Genomic DNA, 13,712 nt, shown 5'->3' on the forward strand with positions numbered 1-13,712 from the left:
GGTGAATTCGGCGCGTTCCCGCGTTCACAGCAGAGTAAGCTAAGGTGCAGTTATGGCCGGTTCAGACTCGAACCCTCACGCGCAGGGCTCGCTCGCAAGGCTCATGGTTGGCGCCATGGGCATTGTGTACGGCGATATCGGCACCAGCCCGCTCTATGCCATCCGTGAGGCCTTTGCCGGCCACCACAAGCTTGCCCTCGACCAGGCGCATATTCTCGGCGTGCTCTCGCTGATCTTCTGGTCGATGGTTCTGGTGGTGACCATCAAGTACGTGGTCTTCACCATGCGGGCGGACAACAAGGGCGAAGGCGGCTCGCTGGCGCTGCTGGCGCTCATTTCCCACAAGGTGGCGGGCGCGCGCTGGACCACCGGCATCGTGCTCCTCGGCGTGTTCGCGACGGCCCTGTTCTATGGCGACAGCATGATCACGCCCGCCATCTCGGTGTTGTCCGCCGTGGAGGGTCTCACCGTCATCAACCCCGGCTTCTCCGTGCTGGTGGTGCCGCTGGCGGTGGTTCTGCTGGTGGGCGTGTTCGTCATCCAGCGGCGGGGGACGGCGCGGGTCGGCGCCCTGTTCGGCCCGATCATGGTGGTCTATTTCACCGTGCTGGCGGTGCTGGGCATCGCCAACATCATCGCCGCGCCGCGGGTGCTTCTGGCGCTGAACCCATGGTACGCCCTCCACTTCTTCAGCCTGGACGGCTTCCAGGCCTTCCTCGCGCTGGGCTCGGTGGTGCTGGCCGTCACCGGCGCGGAGGCGCTCTATACGGACATGGGCCACTTCGGCAAGCAGCCGATCCGCATGTCCTGGCTCACCGTGGTCATGCCGGCCCTCATGCTCAACTATCTGGGGCAGGGCGCGCTGCTCATGGTGGAGCCCGAGGCGGTGAGCAGCCCGTTCTACCATCTGGCGCCGTCCTGGGCGCTGATCCCGCTGGTGGTGCTGACGACGCTTGCCACCATCATCGCCAGCCAGGCGGTGATCTCGGGCGCCTTCTCCATCACCCAGCAGGCGATCCAGCTCGGCTTCCTGCCGCGCCTCAGCATCAAGTTCACCTCGGCCGAGGCGCAGGGGCAGATCTACATCCCCTTCATCAACTGGGGGCTTCTGGTCTGCGTGCTGACGCTGGTGCTGGCGTTCCAGAGCTCGTCCAACCTGGCGGCGGCCTACGGCATCGCGGTTACCGGCGCCATGACCATCGATACCATCCTCCTGGGCGTGGTCATCTTCCTGCTGTGGCGCTGGAACCGCTATCTGGCCTTTGCCCTGCTCGGCCTGTTCCTGGTGGTCGATCTCACCTATTTCAGCGCGAACCTCACCAAGGTTCCGGCGGGCGGCTGGGTGCCGCTGGCCATCGGCCTGTCCATCTTCACCCTGCTCACCACCTGGAGCCGGGGCCGCAAGCTGGTGCAGGACAAGCTGTCCCAGTCTTCCATGCCGATCGACGTGTTCATCAAGTCGGCCTGCGCCAGCACCACCCGGGTGCCGGGGACGGCGGTGTTCCTCACCTCCACCTCCAACGGCGTGCCCCATGCCCTGCTTCACAACATGAAGCACAACAAGATCCTCCACGAGCGGGTGGTGTTCCTGACCGTGATGATCGAGAACGTGCCCTACGTGCCGGCGACTCGCCGCATCGAGGTGATCGACATGGGGCAGAACTTCTACCGCATCATCATCCATTACGGCTTCATGCAGGATCCGGACATCCCGCGGGCGCTGGCGCTGGCGGCCGATCACGGCCTTGTCTTCAAGATGATGGAGACCAGCTTCTTCCTGTCGCGCCAGACGCTGGTAACATCGAGCAAGCCCGGCATGCCGCTGTGGCGGGAAAAGGTGTTCTCGTGGATGATGCGCAACGCCACCAACGCGATGGAGTTCTTCAAGCTGCCCAGCAATCGTGTTGTGGAGCTTGGCAGCCAGGTGGAAATCTGAGTCCACTTGTTCCATAAGAGCGCCCGCGTCCGCAGGGCACCCGCGGTCCCGGCTTCCTGGCCGCTTCCACGACGCAGCCCGGCGGTCCAGCGTTTGCAAGTCAGCAGGAAGTCAGTCCCATGAAGCCCAGAACCGGTGTTGATCGCTCCATCACACAGAAGTGGCGTCCGGCCACCCAGGCCATTCGCGGCGGAACCTGGCGTTCCGACTTCGGCGAAACCTCCGAGGCCCTGTTCCTGACCTCGGGGTTCTCCTACGAGAGCGCGGATGAAGTCGCCGCCCGGTTCCGGGGCGAGGCCGAGGGCTTCACCTACAGCCGCCAGACCAACCCCACCGTCTCCATGTTCGAGGAGCGCATGGCGCTGCTGGAGGGGGCGGAGGTGGCCCGCGCCACCGGCACCGGCATGGCGGCCATGGCCACCGCGCTGCTGTGCCAGCTGCGCGCGGGCGACCATGTGGTGGCGGCCCGGGCCCTGTTCGGCTCGTGCCGCTGGCTGGTGGACACCCTGCTGCCGCAGTACGGCATCGAGACGACCATCGTCGACGGCCGCGACAACGAGGCCTGGGCGAAGGCGCGCAAGCCCAACACCAAGGTGTTCTTCCTGGAGACCCCGGCCAACCCGACGCTGGACATCGTGGACCTGCGGGCGGTCAGCGACCTTGCCCACGAGATCGGGGCGAAGGTGGTGGTGGACAACGTGTTCGCCACCCCGGTGCTGCAAAAGCCGATGGAGCTGGGCGCGGATATCGTCTGCTACTCGGCCACCAAGCACATCGACGGCCAGGGCCGGGTGCTGGGCGGCGTCATCCTCTGCGACAAGAAGTTCGACGACGAGCACCTCTACGCCTACTTCCGCCACACCGGCCAGATCATGTCCGCCTTCAATGCCTGGGTGCTGCTGAAGGGGCTGGAGACGCTGGACATGCGCGTGCGCCGGATGTGCGAGAACGCCGCGAAGGTGGCCGATTTCCTCGCCGGGCGCGTGCCGACGCTGCTCTATCCGGGCCGCAGGGACTTCCCCCAGCACGCGCTGGCGATGCAGCAGATGGCGGCGGGCGGCACCATCCTCAGCTTCCATCTGGAATCGGAGCGGCAGGCGTTCGACCTCCTGAATGCGCTGGAGCTGATCGACATCTCCAACAACATCGGCGACTCGCGCTCGCTGGCCACCCATCCGGCAACCACCACCCACAAGGCGGTGGCACCCGAGATCCAGCGGGAGCTTGGCATTACGCCCGGCATGATCCGCCTGTCGGTTGGTCTCGAGGATCCGCAGGATGTGATCGAAGACCTTGACCGTGCGTTGAAGATTTTAACTCTTTAAAAGCTAGCGAGGCCTGCAACCGCCGCCATGGCCCATCGGGAGGGCGGGCGGCGGTGCAGCCGGAATGGAATCAAGCCAGGCTCCGCGTGGTGTGGAGGAACCGCCTGGGCTGCGGGAGGCAAAGCGATGGCGTCATTGCCTGAAGACGTGGACTACCCGTATGAGGCCACGACCGGCAGCATTACCGTGAAGGTGCTGCCCGCGTACATCGACGACCAGTCGGACCCGTCGGAGAGCCGCTATGTGTGGGCCTACCATGTCCGCGTGGAGAACAACGGCGGCTTCACCGTGCAGCTGATGACCCGTCACTGGATCATTGCTGATGGCAATGGACGGGTGCACGAGGTGAAGGGCGAGGGCGTGGTGGGGGAACAGCCGGTCCTCGAGCCGGGCGACGTGTTCGAGTACACCTCGGGCTGCCCGCTCAATACGCCGTCGGGCATCATGCGGGGAACCTACGGCCTGGTGGATGAGGAAGGCAACAGCTTCGACGTGGAGATCCCCGCCTTCTCGCTCGACAGCCCGTTTGCCCTCAGAACCATCAACTGACCCCTCTTTGGCCGCCAGGCGCAGGAGGGGCGAACCCCTCCTGCGAAAGGCGTGCTGGCCCGCAGGCCCCGGCCGTCAGATCACGCCGAGCGCGTCCATGGCCTCGGCCACGCGGACGAAGCCCGCGATGTTGGCGCCCAGCACATAGTCGCCCGGTGCGCCGTATTCCTCGGCGGTGCGGGCGCAGCGGTCGTGGATGTCCCGCATGATCTCGGCGAGGCGCGCTTCGGTCTGCTCGAATGTCCAGCTGTCACGCGAGGCGTTCTGCTGCATTTCCAGCGCCGAGGTGGCGACGCCGCCCGCATTGGCGGCCTTGCCCGGCGCGAACAGCACGCCCGCCTGCTGGAACACGCGCACCGCCTCGGGGGTCGAGGGCATGTTCGCGCCTTCGGCCACGACGATCACGCCATTGTCCACCAGCGTTCTGGCGTCCTTGCCGGTCAGCTCGTTCTGGGTTGCCGAGGGCAGGGCAATCTCGCACGGCACGTTCCAGATGGAGCCGCCCTCCACATAGTGGCTGCGCGCGCCCTTCAGGCGCACATATTCGGAGATGCGCTGGCGGCGCACTTCCTTGATTTCCTTCACCAGATCGAGGTCGATCCCGTCCTCGTCCACGATGTAGCCGTTGGAGTCGGAGCAGGCGATGACCCGCGCGCCGAAGGCGAGGAGCTTTTCCATGGCATAGATGGCCACGTTGCCCGAGCCGGAGACCACGGCGCGCTTGCCCTCGATGGCGTCGCCCCGGGCGGAGAGCATGCGGTCCACGAAGTAGACCGCACCGTAGCCGGTGGCTTCCTTGCGCGCCCGCGAGCCGCCATAGACCAGCCCCTTGCCGGTGAGCACGCCCGCCTCGTAGCGGTTGGTCAGGCGCTTGTACTGGCCGAACATGTAGCCGATCTCGCGTCCGCCGACGCCGATGTCACCGGCTGGCACGTCGATGTACTCACCCAGGTGGCGGTGCAGCTCGGTCATGAACGACTGGCAGAACCGCATGATCTCACCGTCGGAGCGACCCCGAGGATCGAAATCCGAGCCGCCCTTGCCGCCGCCGATGGGCATACCGGTCAGGGCGTTCTTGAAGATCTGCTCGAACCCGAGAAACTTGATGATGCCCAGGTTCACCGAGGGGTGGAACCGGATGCCGCCCTTGTACGGACCGAGGGCGGAGTTGAACTGGACACGGAAGCCGCGGTTGATTTCCACCTGGCCCTTGTCGTTCACCCAGGGGACACGGAAGATGATCTGGCGTTCCGGTTCGCAGATGCGCTCGAGAAGCGCGTTGTCAGCATAACGGGGATGTTTGGCGAGGACGCGGCCCAGGCTTTCGAGAACCTCGCGCACGGCCTGATGGAACTCGGGCTCGCCGGGATTGCGGCGCAGCACGGCCGCAAGGACTTCATCCAGAATGGGTTCGGTATGCGGATCTACATGGTTCACTGTTGTAACTTTCTTGCCTTTTGTGTCTTTGATCTGCAATTCTTATGCGTCAAAAGAACCGCGTGGGCTTCCTAGCGGACAACGCCTTGAGGGCAAACTGGAAATTGTCAGGTCTGCGCTGCTCTGCGGGGGGAAGCGGCGGAACGCCGCATGCCGCACGGTGGGTTGGAAACGTCCAACGCCGCGTTTTCGCCGCTCCGGGGTGGACGAAACAGGCCGGTCTGGCCTGTGGCGGCGCCGGACGGCGGCCTGTTCCAGCCAATTAAACTAATATTAATGTGTTAGTTTTCTAAGGGCCTCACCGGAAACCATCTGAGTGAGGCAATCTCTTCCCATGCGCCGTGTCTTCCGGGCAGCCGGTCTTGTGGCTGCCGCTCTGACCGTTGCGTCTCCCGTGGCCGCGGCCCCGAACAACGGTCCCTCCGTCGAGACGATCAAGGAAATGATCATCCGGCAATCCATCGCCCGTTATCCCGGCACGTGCGCCTGCCCTTACAGCACCATGCGCAACGGGCGCAGCTGCGGCCGGCGCAGCGCCTATTCCCGGCCCGGCGGGTATGCGCCCAAATGCTACCCGTCCGACGTGACCGCCGAGGAGGTGAAGGCCTATCGCGCCACGCTGGTCCGGCAGTAGCCGGAAAAGAAAAGGCCGCGCCGTGGGGACAGGCGCGGCCCTTTGTCAGCGAAGGGAGTGTCAGCGAACGCTTGTCAGCGAAGGACGCGCGGAGGGTCCGCGACCCTCAGCACAATCCCGCTCCCCTATTCCTTCTCCTTCGGGCGCTCGAATACCCAGTCCCTGGAGCAGAAGGCGCAGTTGACGCGGATGGAGCCGTCCGGCTCGCGCATGTTCATCAGATCGTCGAACGAGAACTGGCGCAGCACCGCCTGAATGCGCTCCCGCGTGCAGCGGCAGCCGCGATGGATGGCGATGGAATCGTAGACGCGCGGCTCATCCTGATTGAACAGCCGCCACAGCACCGTCTCCAGCGTCACCGTGGGGTCGGTCAGTTCCTCCGGCCGGAGGGTGTTGGTCAGGATGGTGGCGTGCTGCCAGTTGGGATGCTGGGTTTCGGCGGCGAAGTGGCGCGGGCCGCCTTCCTCGCCGCGCGGCAGGTGCTGGATCAGCATGCCGCCCGCGAACCATTCGCCGGTCAGGCCGTCGTGGCGCACCGCCAGCTTGACGAGGGAGGGCAGCTGCTCCGAGTTCTCGAAATAGGCGCCCGCCGCTTCAGCCAGGCTGTTGCCCCGCAGCTCGACGATGCCCTGATAGCGTTCCGTGTTCAGCGTCTTGTCCACGGTGATGGCGAGATAGCCCTCGCCGAACAGGGTCTCCAGCGGTGCGCCCGGCTCGATGGCCTTGATGGCCTCGGCGTCGAACTGGGCGTAGCCGCGCACCGCGCCGGGGGCGAGGTAGTCGACCACCAGCAGCGAGACGGGGCCGTTCGCCTTGGCCTGGATGGTGAGCTGGCCGCCGTCCTCGCGCAGCACCGAGCCCAGCAGCGCCGTCAGCGCCAGCGCTTCCGCCAGAAGCTGCGCCACGGTCGCCGGGTAGGCGTGGGCCGACAGCACTTCCGACAGGGTGGGGCCAAGCCGGGTGATGCGGCCGCGCACGTCCAGATTGTCGATCTGGAACGGGAGCACCAGATCGGTCACCCGCTCCCCGTCGAGGCGGATCGTTCCGTTGTTTACGGGTTCAGTCGTCCCAGGCACCACAGCAACACCGCCTTCTGAGCATGGAGGCGGTTCTCCGCCTCATCGAACACAACCGACTGCGGACCGTCGATCACCTCGCTGGTGGCCTCCTCGTCCCGGTGGGCGGGCAGGCAGTGCAGGAAGATGGCTTCCTTGCGGGCCAGCGCCATCAGCTCCGCCGTCACCTGATAGGGCATCATGGCCGCCATCTTGGCTTCGCTGTCGGCCTGGCCCATCGACACCCACGTATCGGTGACGACAACGTCCGCGCCCTCCACCGCCGCGCGCGGATCGCGCAGCAGCTCCACCTTGCCGCCGGCCTTGCGGGCGGCCTCGATCACGGCCGGCTCGGGATCATAGCCCTCCGGCACCGCCACGCGCACGGTGAAGCCGAGCAGCGATCCCGCCTCGATGATCGAGTGGGTCATATTGTTGCCGTCGCCCAGCCAGGCCCAGGTGGTGCCTTCGACACCGCCCAGCTTTTCCTCCACCGTCAGCAGGTCGGCCATGACCTGGCACGGGTGGTTGAAGTCGGTGAGGCCGTTGACCACGGGGACGCTGGCGTAGGCGGCCAGTTCCTCGATCTTGGCGTGCGCCGACGTGCGGATCATGATGGCATCGACCATGCGCGACAGAACCTGCGCCGTATCGGCAATGGTCTCGCCGCGCCCCAGTTGCAGCTCGGATGACGACAGGGTCAGGGTCGAGCCGCCCAGTTGCCGCATCGCCATGTCGAAGGAAACGCGCGTGCGGGTCGAGGGCTTCTCGAAAATCGAGGCGAGCACATGCCCGTCGAGCGGGCGGTCCGGGTCCACCCGGCCCTTGGGCTGGCCCTTGCGGGCGTCCTTGCGGCGGCGGGCTTCTGCCAGCATGGCCTTGATCGCCGGAACGCCGGGCGTGGTCAGATCGAGAAAGTGGCGGATCGGACTGTTGCTCATGTGCTGTCGGTCCTGCGAGGCGTCAAGCCTTGGGGAAGGAACGGGCGGCGGCGGACAGCCGCTCGACCGCTTCGTCGATGTGGGCCGGCTCGATGTTGAGCGGCGGCAGCAGGCGCAGCACGTCCTGGCCGGCGGCCACGGTGAGGATGCCCTCGGAGCGGGCGTGGTTGACCAGATCGCGGCTCGGCACCAGGCACTTGATGCCGCGCATCAGGCCAAGGCCGCGCACCGGCTCGGCCGCGAAGATGTCCGGGTGGTTGGGCGTCATCTGCTCCAGCGCGTGGGTCAGACGCTCGCCCATGTTGCGCACATGGTCGAGGAAGCCCGGCTCCAGCATCAGGTCGAGCACGGCGTTGGCCACCGCCATGGCCAGCGGGTTGCCGCCGTAGGTGGAGCCGTGGGTGCCGACCACCATGCCGGCCGCGGCCTCCTCGGTCGTCAGGCAGGCGCCGACGGGGAAGCCGCCGCCGATGCCCTTGGCCACGGTCATGATGTCGGGCGTGATGCCGTACTGCTCATAGGCGAACAGGGTGCCGGTGCGGCCCATGCCGCACTGGATCTCGTCGAGGATGAGCAGGAGGCCGTGCTTGTCGCACAGGGCGCGCAGGCCCTTCATGAATTCCGGCGTGGCGGGCGAGATGCCGCCTTCACCCTGGAGCGGCTCCAGCATGATGCCGCCGGTATGCTCGTCGATGGCCGCCTCGACCGCCGCCAGATCGTTGAACGGCACCACGGTGAAGCCCGGCAGCAGCGGCTCGAAGCCGTCGCGCAGCTTCTTCTGGTCCGTCGCCGAGATCGCGCCCATGGTGCGGCCGTGGAAGGCGTTGGAGAAGGTGATGATGCCGTACTTCTCCGGCCGGCCCTTCACGTAGTGGTAGCGCCGGCAGGCCTTGATGGCGAATTCCACCGCCTCGGTGCCCGAGTTGGTGAAGAAGGCGGAGTCGGCGAACGTCACCTCGCGCAGGCGCTCGGCCAGGCGCTCCTGCCCCGGCACCCGGTAGAGGTTGGAGGTGTGCCACAGCGCCTCGGCCTGCTTCTTCAGCGCCTCCACCAGATGGGGATGACAATGGCCGAAGGCGTTCACAGCGATGCCGGCGGCGAAATCCAGATATTTTCGCCCTTTGGAATCAAACATATAGCAGCCTTCACCGCGCACCATCTCGATATCGGCGCGAGCATAGGTCGGCATCACCGGTGTGATCATGCTTTGATCTCCAAACGACAAAAGGCGGTCCGTGAAGGACCGCCGGAGCCACGGCTGGTTTAATGGCGGCGAAGCGCGCGGGAGTCAATGGAACTCTATGCCACGCCAAGGGTTTGAGCGGGCCGCCGGGCGCTGGTCCGGCCTCGTCGCGCCAGGCCCGATTTTTTGCCGATGTTCCTTGACTTTATCCCCGATGAGGCCCATGAGTGCTGCGCTGCCTAGCAGCTTCGGAAGTCCTCCGGTCGCGTGACGCCGCCCTGTTTCTTTGTATGGGTGGCTGCCAGTTAAGAGCCTTCCTGATTCGACCGGCCATCCAGATCACGCGGAGGGTCATTCCCCTCAAGCCTTCGTGCCTCAAGCCTTGTGTGCAGGGTGCACGGAGCCTGGCGATGCGCGTGGCGCATCCGGGACGGATGTGATTTACGCCCGCCAGACATGATTTCATGAAAGCTGAAATGAAAACGAATTTCTCTGACCTTGGTCTTCACCCGACTCTGCTGCAATCCCTTGACCGTCATGGTCTGACAACGCCTACGCCGATTCAGGCGGGCGCGATTCCCCACGTGATGGACGGGCGCGACCTGCTCGGCATCGCCCAGACCGGCACCGGCAAGACGGCGGCCTTCGCCCTGCCGCTGCTGCACCGTCTGCTGAAGCAGCCCCGCCGGGTGAGCTACAAGCACTGCCGCGTGCTGGTGCTGAGCCCCACCCGCGAGCTGGCCAGCCAGATCATGACCACCTTCCGCAACCTGGCGCAGGGTTCGGCGCTGAAGATCGCGTGCGTGTTCGGCGGCGTGCCCATGGGTGCGCAGCGCCAGACGCTGGCGGCGGGTGTTGACGTGCTCGTTGCCACGCCGGGCCGCCTGCTCGACCACATGGCGCAGGGCACGGCGAGCCTTGGCGAAGTCGAGGCCGTGGTGCTCGACGAGGCGGACCAGATGCTCGACATGGGCTTCATCCAGCCGCTGAAGAAGATCGTCGCCGCCCTGCCGAAGCAGCGGCAGGGGCTGTTCTTCTCGGCGACCATGCCGCCCGCCATTCGGGCGCTGGCCGAAACCCTGCTCACCGACCCGGTGGAAGTGGCCGTCACTCCGGTCGCCAAGACCGCCGACAAGGTGGAGCAGCGGGTGATCCACGTTGCCCAGCCGCACAAGCGGCTGCTGCTGGTGGAAACCCTGCGCGACGCCGAGAACATGGACCGAGCGCTGGTCTTTGCCCGCACCAAGCACGGCGCCGACAAGCTGGTGACCATCCTCACCCGCGCCGGGCTCCATGCCGCCGCCCTGCACGGCAACAAGACGCAGGCGCAGCGCACCCGTGCGCTCGCCGGCTTCAAGGACGGCAGCATTCCCATCCTGGTGGCGACCGACATCGCCGCGCGCGGCATCCACGTGGATAACGTTTCGCACGTCATCAACTACGACATGCCCAACATCGCCGAGAGCTACGTCCACCGCATCGGGCGGACGGCGCGCGCCGGCAGCTCGGGCATTGCCATCTCGTTTGTCGATGACAGCGAGAAGCCGTACCTGAAGCAGATCGAGCGGCTGATCGGTCATTCCATCTTCGCCACCTCCCACAAGGGCGGCGAGTTGCCCGCGGCCATGACCGCGCCCGCACCCCGCGGTAACGGCGAGAGCCGGGGCGAGAACCGGGGCGGCGAGCGCCGCAAGGCGTCCGGCGGCCGTGGCGAGCCGGAAGGCAAGCCTGCCGCCCGCACCGAGCGGCAGGAGGGTATCCGCAAGGCCGCTCCGGCCCAGGAGCAGGGCGCGGAGCAGGCGCACCGTCCCCGTCGCCGCCGTCGCCGCCCGCAGGGGCAGCGTCCGGCCCGGGCTGCGTAAGCGGGCGGGCGTTTCGGGAGCTTTGCAGGGGCGTCAGTCCCCTGCACCCCGGCATTTCAAAGGGGCCGTGTCCGCGCTGGCGGGCGCGGCCCTTTTCCCTGGCGCAAGCAAAAGGGCGCGCCCTCGACGGGGAGAACGCGCCCTGAACATCGACTGGGGGTCGAAGGGGGCGAGACCCCCTTCACGAAAACAAGCGAAGTCTTGAGCCTAAGCCTTCAGCCGCCAGCCGGTGCGGAGCACGGCGTAGGTCACGGCGCCGAGCGCGGCGTTGATCGCCAGCAGGTAGAGCGCGCCCCAGGCGAGCGGGCCGTCGGCGATGCCGAGGAAGCCGTAGCGGAAGCCGTCGATGATGAAGAAGAACGGGTTGATGTGGCTCACCGTCGACCAGATGCCGCCCAGCCGGTCCAGCGTGTAGAAGGTGCCCGAGAGCAGGGAGAGCGGCTGGATCACGAAGTTGGTGATGGCGGCGGTGTGGTCGAACTTCTCCGCCCAGATGCCGGTGAGGATGCCGAGTAGCGAGAGCAGGATGGAGCCCATGAGGCCGAAGTAGAGCACGGCCCAGGGAGCGCGGATGGTGGCGTCCGCCCCCGGCCACAGGGCGATGGCCAGCCACACGGCGGCGCCCACGGCGAAGGCGCGGGTGACACCGCCGCCCACGTAGCCCAGCAGCAGCTCGCCCGGGGAGAGCGGCGGCATGAGGATGTCGACGATGGTGCCCTGCACCTTGCCGATCATCAGCGAGGAGGAGGTGTTGGCGAAGGCGTTCTGCACCATGGCCATGGCGATGAGGCCCGGGCCGAGGAACGTGGCGAACGGCACGCCGAGGATGGTCTGGCCGCCCCGGCCCAGCGCCACGGTGAAGATGACGAGGAACAGCAGGGTGGTCACGGCAGGCGCCCAGATGGTCTGGGTGTGCACCTTGAGAAAGCGCCGGACCTCCTTCAGATACAGGGTGCGCGTGCCATACCAGTTCAGCATGCCGATGCGCTGAACGCCGGGTTCCGGGAATCGGGACGCGTCGCCGGTCATTACGGCAGTGCTCCGGGCGGGACTGGACATGGATTCGGTTTTCCTCATGCTTTGCGGGATCTCACAGCTAACCTGCGGCCAATCGGCCCACAAGGTCTCGCTATTTGAACAGACCTTCCCTATGTAGGGTGCGAATATCTCAAATGAGGTTCTTTGTATGTCCTGGACTGACGAGCGGATCGATCTTTTGAGGCGTCTCTGGGAGAAGGGCTTGTCCGCGAGCCAGATCGCCGAGGAGCTGGGCGAGGGCGTCACCCGCAATGCCGTGATCGGCAAGGCGCACCGTCTGGGTCTGAAGGCGAGGCCGTCGCCGGTGAAGGCCGATGCTCCCAAGAAGGCGGCGGCTGCCGCGCCCAAGAAGCCCAAGGTGGTGGCCAAGCCCAAGCGGGTCACGCTGCTCGACCTGAGCGACAAGATCTGCAAGTGGCCGCACGGTCACCCGGGCGAGGAAGACTTCCACTTCTGCGGCAAGCCGGTGCAGGCGGGCTTCCCCTATTGCCCCGAGCACTGCGCGGTGGCCTATCAGGCGCAGCTGCCCCGCCGCGACCGGCGTTCGTCGATGCCGCCGATGGGGCCGCGCCGCTGACGCGCTGAGCGCAGGGGCCCGAATCCCGCAACGAAAAGCCGGGCCGGTGGGCGCAGGACGGAAACCTCAGTCCTTGCGCCTGCCGGCCTTTTCCTTTTTCCCGCCCTGGCGGGGCGAGGACGCGTCGTCGGCGTCCGCCGGTTGCTTGGGGTTGATTCGGACGAACGATTCGATGGGGCAGCGGCTGCCGGAGCGGGCCATGATCATGTCCAGCCCGCCGCAGAGCTGCCGGTTGGGCGTGGTGCGGTAATAGAAGCCGTCATAGAACGACAGGCCCGGGCAGTTGTTCTGGAGGCGCATCTCGTAATAGACGTTGCCCCGCATGCGCAGGCGGATGACACGGTCGCTGCGAATGTCCGCGTCCCGTATGTCGTCGATGGAGATGCACTGCACGCTCTCTTCCTCGCCGGGTGCCGGGTCCGGCTCGCGGGCGCGTTTGGGCGGCTGGGGCGGCGGATCGTCCGGCATGGCCAGGTTGGCCGCCGTGCCCGGCACCTTCACCACCGGGCGCAGGTAGTTCTGCGCGTGCGCTGACGACAGGGCCATCGCATCCAGCACAACCAGAAGCGCTGTAATCAAGGCAACGCGCATGGGATTCCGCTCAATTTCTCCTCACCTTGCCTAAGCCTCGAGTGGTGAACAAGGTGTGAACCGTAGGATGTTCCCCCCCAACCGGCGAGTCGCAGTCTGCCTGCCTTGCAGGGAAGGATGCAGCGGTCGTGCCGGGGGGGATTTTTCTGCGCAAGACGAATCGCCAGGCGTGCCCGGACGCAGCCAAAGGTGTCGGCGCATCGAGCGGCGCAGCGGGACGGAAAGGTGCGGGGAGAAGACATAAGGGAGAGATGGTGCTGCTGAGTGGGATTGAACCACCGACCTCTCCCTTACCAAGGGAGTGCTCTACCACTGAGCTACAGCAGCCCATTCATGCGGGCGGCCCGTTCGACCGGGAGCCCTTCATCGGGCGCCCTCTGGGCTCCGGACCGGGGCGAACCCGCGTCCCGAACTCATCGGGTGCGCGGTCTATTGCCGTCCGCGTTGCGGCTTGTCAAGAAAAGGTGGCGTCTTTTGAGGAAATTTATGTCGAACAACTCAAAACAGGCTTCAGATCGTACCCGCCGGCTGGCGGAGGCGCTGCGCGCCAACCTCCGCCGCCGCAAGGAAGCGGCCCGTGCCCG

12 protein-coding genes and 1 tRNA gene are annotated in these 13,712 nt (G+C 66.2%); 6 read left to right on the forward strand and 7 right to left on the reverse strand.

Annotated elements, in window-relative coordinates; translation table 11 throughout:
• Positions 1-52 precede the first annotated feature (52 nt).
• The 3 genes from ACSJJU_RS12930 to apaG all read left to right on the forward strand — a co-directional run bounded on the left by ACSJJU_RS12930 (position 53) and on the right by apaG (position 3,810).
• Entirely contained in the window at positions 53-1,936 is a 1,884-nt protein-coding gene (locus tag ACSJJU_RS12930) for a potassium transporter Kup (protein WP_435915983.1), read from the forward strand.
• 119 nt (positions 1,937-2,055) lie between these two features.
• Positions 2,056-3,261, forward strand: coding sequence for an O-succinylhomoserine sulfhydrylase (gene metZ / locus ACSJJU_RS12935; RefSeq protein WP_435915985.1), 1,206 nt, complete (start codon positions 2,056-2,058; stop codon positions 3,259-3,261).
• A 126-nt stretch (positions 3,262-3,387) separates the two neighbouring features.
• The gene (apaG, locus tag ACSJJU_RS12940; RefSeq protein WP_435915986.1) at positions 3,388-3,810 is read left to right on the forward strand and encodes a Co2+/Mg2+ efflux protein ApaG; all 423 of its coding nucleotides are present in this window, start codon (positions 3,388-3,390) and stop codon (positions 3,808-3,810) included.
• A 75-nt stretch (positions 3,811-3,885) separates the two neighbouring features.
• On the opposite strand, the gene gdhA is transcribed toward apaG, so the two are convergent.
• Positions 3,886-5,247 (reverse strand): NADP-specific glutamate dehydrogenase, encoded by a 1,362-nt coding sequence (gene gdhA / locus ACSJJU_RS12945; RefSeq protein WP_435915988.1) that lies wholly within the window; start codon positions 5,245-5,247, stop codon positions 3,886-3,888.
• 334 nt (positions 5,248-5,581) lie between these two features.
• Between gdhA and ACSJJU_RS12950 the strand changes: the two genes are divergently transcribed.
• A complete protein-coding gene (locus ACSJJU_RS12950; RefSeq protein ID WP_435915990.1) occupies positions 5,582-5,881 on the forward strand; it encodes a hypothetical protein in 300 nt (99 codons plus the stop codon).
• 125 nt (positions 5,882-6,006) lie between these two features.
• On the opposite strand, the gene ACSJJU_RS12955 is transcribed toward ACSJJU_RS12950, so the two are convergent.
• Genes ACSJJU_RS12955 through ACSJJU_RS12965 form a run of 3 tightly spaced genes read right to left on the reverse strand, consistent with a single transcriptional unit; the run spans position 6,007 to position 9,081 of the window.
• A complete protein-coding gene (locus ACSJJU_RS12955) occupies positions 6,007-6,957 on the reverse strand; it encodes an Hsp33 family molecular chaperone HslO (RefSeq protein WP_435915991.1) in 951 nt (316 codons plus the stop codon).
• Complete coding sequence (gene argF, locus ACSJJU_RS12960; RefSeq protein WP_435915992.1) at positions 6,933-7,877, reverse strand: ornithine carbamoyltransferase; 945 nt, start codon at positions 7,875-7,877, stop codon at positions 6,933-6,935. Before argF ends, ACSJJU_RS12955 begins: the two co-directional genes overlap by 25 nt.
• A 22-nt stretch (positions 7,878-7,899) precedes the next feature.
• Positions 7,900-9,081, reverse strand: a complete 1,182-nt coding sequence (locus ACSJJU_RS12965) for an aspartate aminotransferase family protein (RefSeq protein ID WP_435915993.1) — start codon at positions 9,079-9,081, stop codon at positions 7,900-7,902.
• 455 nt (positions 9,082-9,536) lie between these two features.
• On the opposite strand from ACSJJU_RS12965, the gene ACSJJU_RS12970 reads away from it, so the two are divergent.
• Positions 9,537-10,922: a DEAD/DEAH box helicase gene (locus ACSJJU_RS12970; RefSeq protein ID WP_435915995.1), complete on the forward strand. Its 1,386-nt coding sequence runs from the start codon at positions 9,537-9,539 to the stop codon at positions 10,920-10,922.
• Positions 10,923-11,129: 207 nt separating this feature from the next.
• Here ACSJJU_RS12970 and ACSJJU_RS12975 read toward each other — a convergent pair whose 3' ends face one another.
• Positions 11,130-11,951, reverse strand: coding sequence for an ABC transporter permease (locus tag ACSJJU_RS12975; protein ID WP_435915997.1), 822 nt, complete (start codon positions 11,949-11,951; stop codon positions 11,130-11,132).
• 157 nt (positions 11,952-12,108) lie between these two features.
• Here ACSJJU_RS12975 and ACSJJU_RS12980 point away from each other — a divergent pair, with 157 nt between their 5' ends.
• Entirely contained in the window at positions 12,109-12,537 is a 429-nt protein-coding gene (locus tag ACSJJU_RS12980) for a GcrA family cell cycle regulator (RefSeq protein WP_435915998.1), read from the forward strand.
• A 66-nt stretch (positions 12,538-12,603) separates the two neighbouring features.
• Here the strand turns inward: ACSJJU_RS12980 and ACSJJU_RS12985 are convergent, their stop codons facing one another.
• Entirely contained in the window at positions 12,604-13,128 is a 525-nt protein-coding gene (locus tag ACSJJU_RS12985) for a hypothetical protein (protein WP_435915999.1), read from the reverse strand.
• 252 nt (positions 13,129-13,380) lie between these two features.
• Positions 13,381-13,455, reverse strand: a tRNA-Thr gene (locus ACSJJU_RS12990).
• Between the last annotated feature and the right edge of the window lie 257 nt (positions 13,456-13,712).

The sequence above is a fragment of the Pedomonas sp. V897 genome (assembly GCF_051304405.1).
GTDB lineage: Bacteria > Pseudomonadota > Alphaproteobacteria > Sphingomonadales > Sphingomonadaceae > Pedomonas.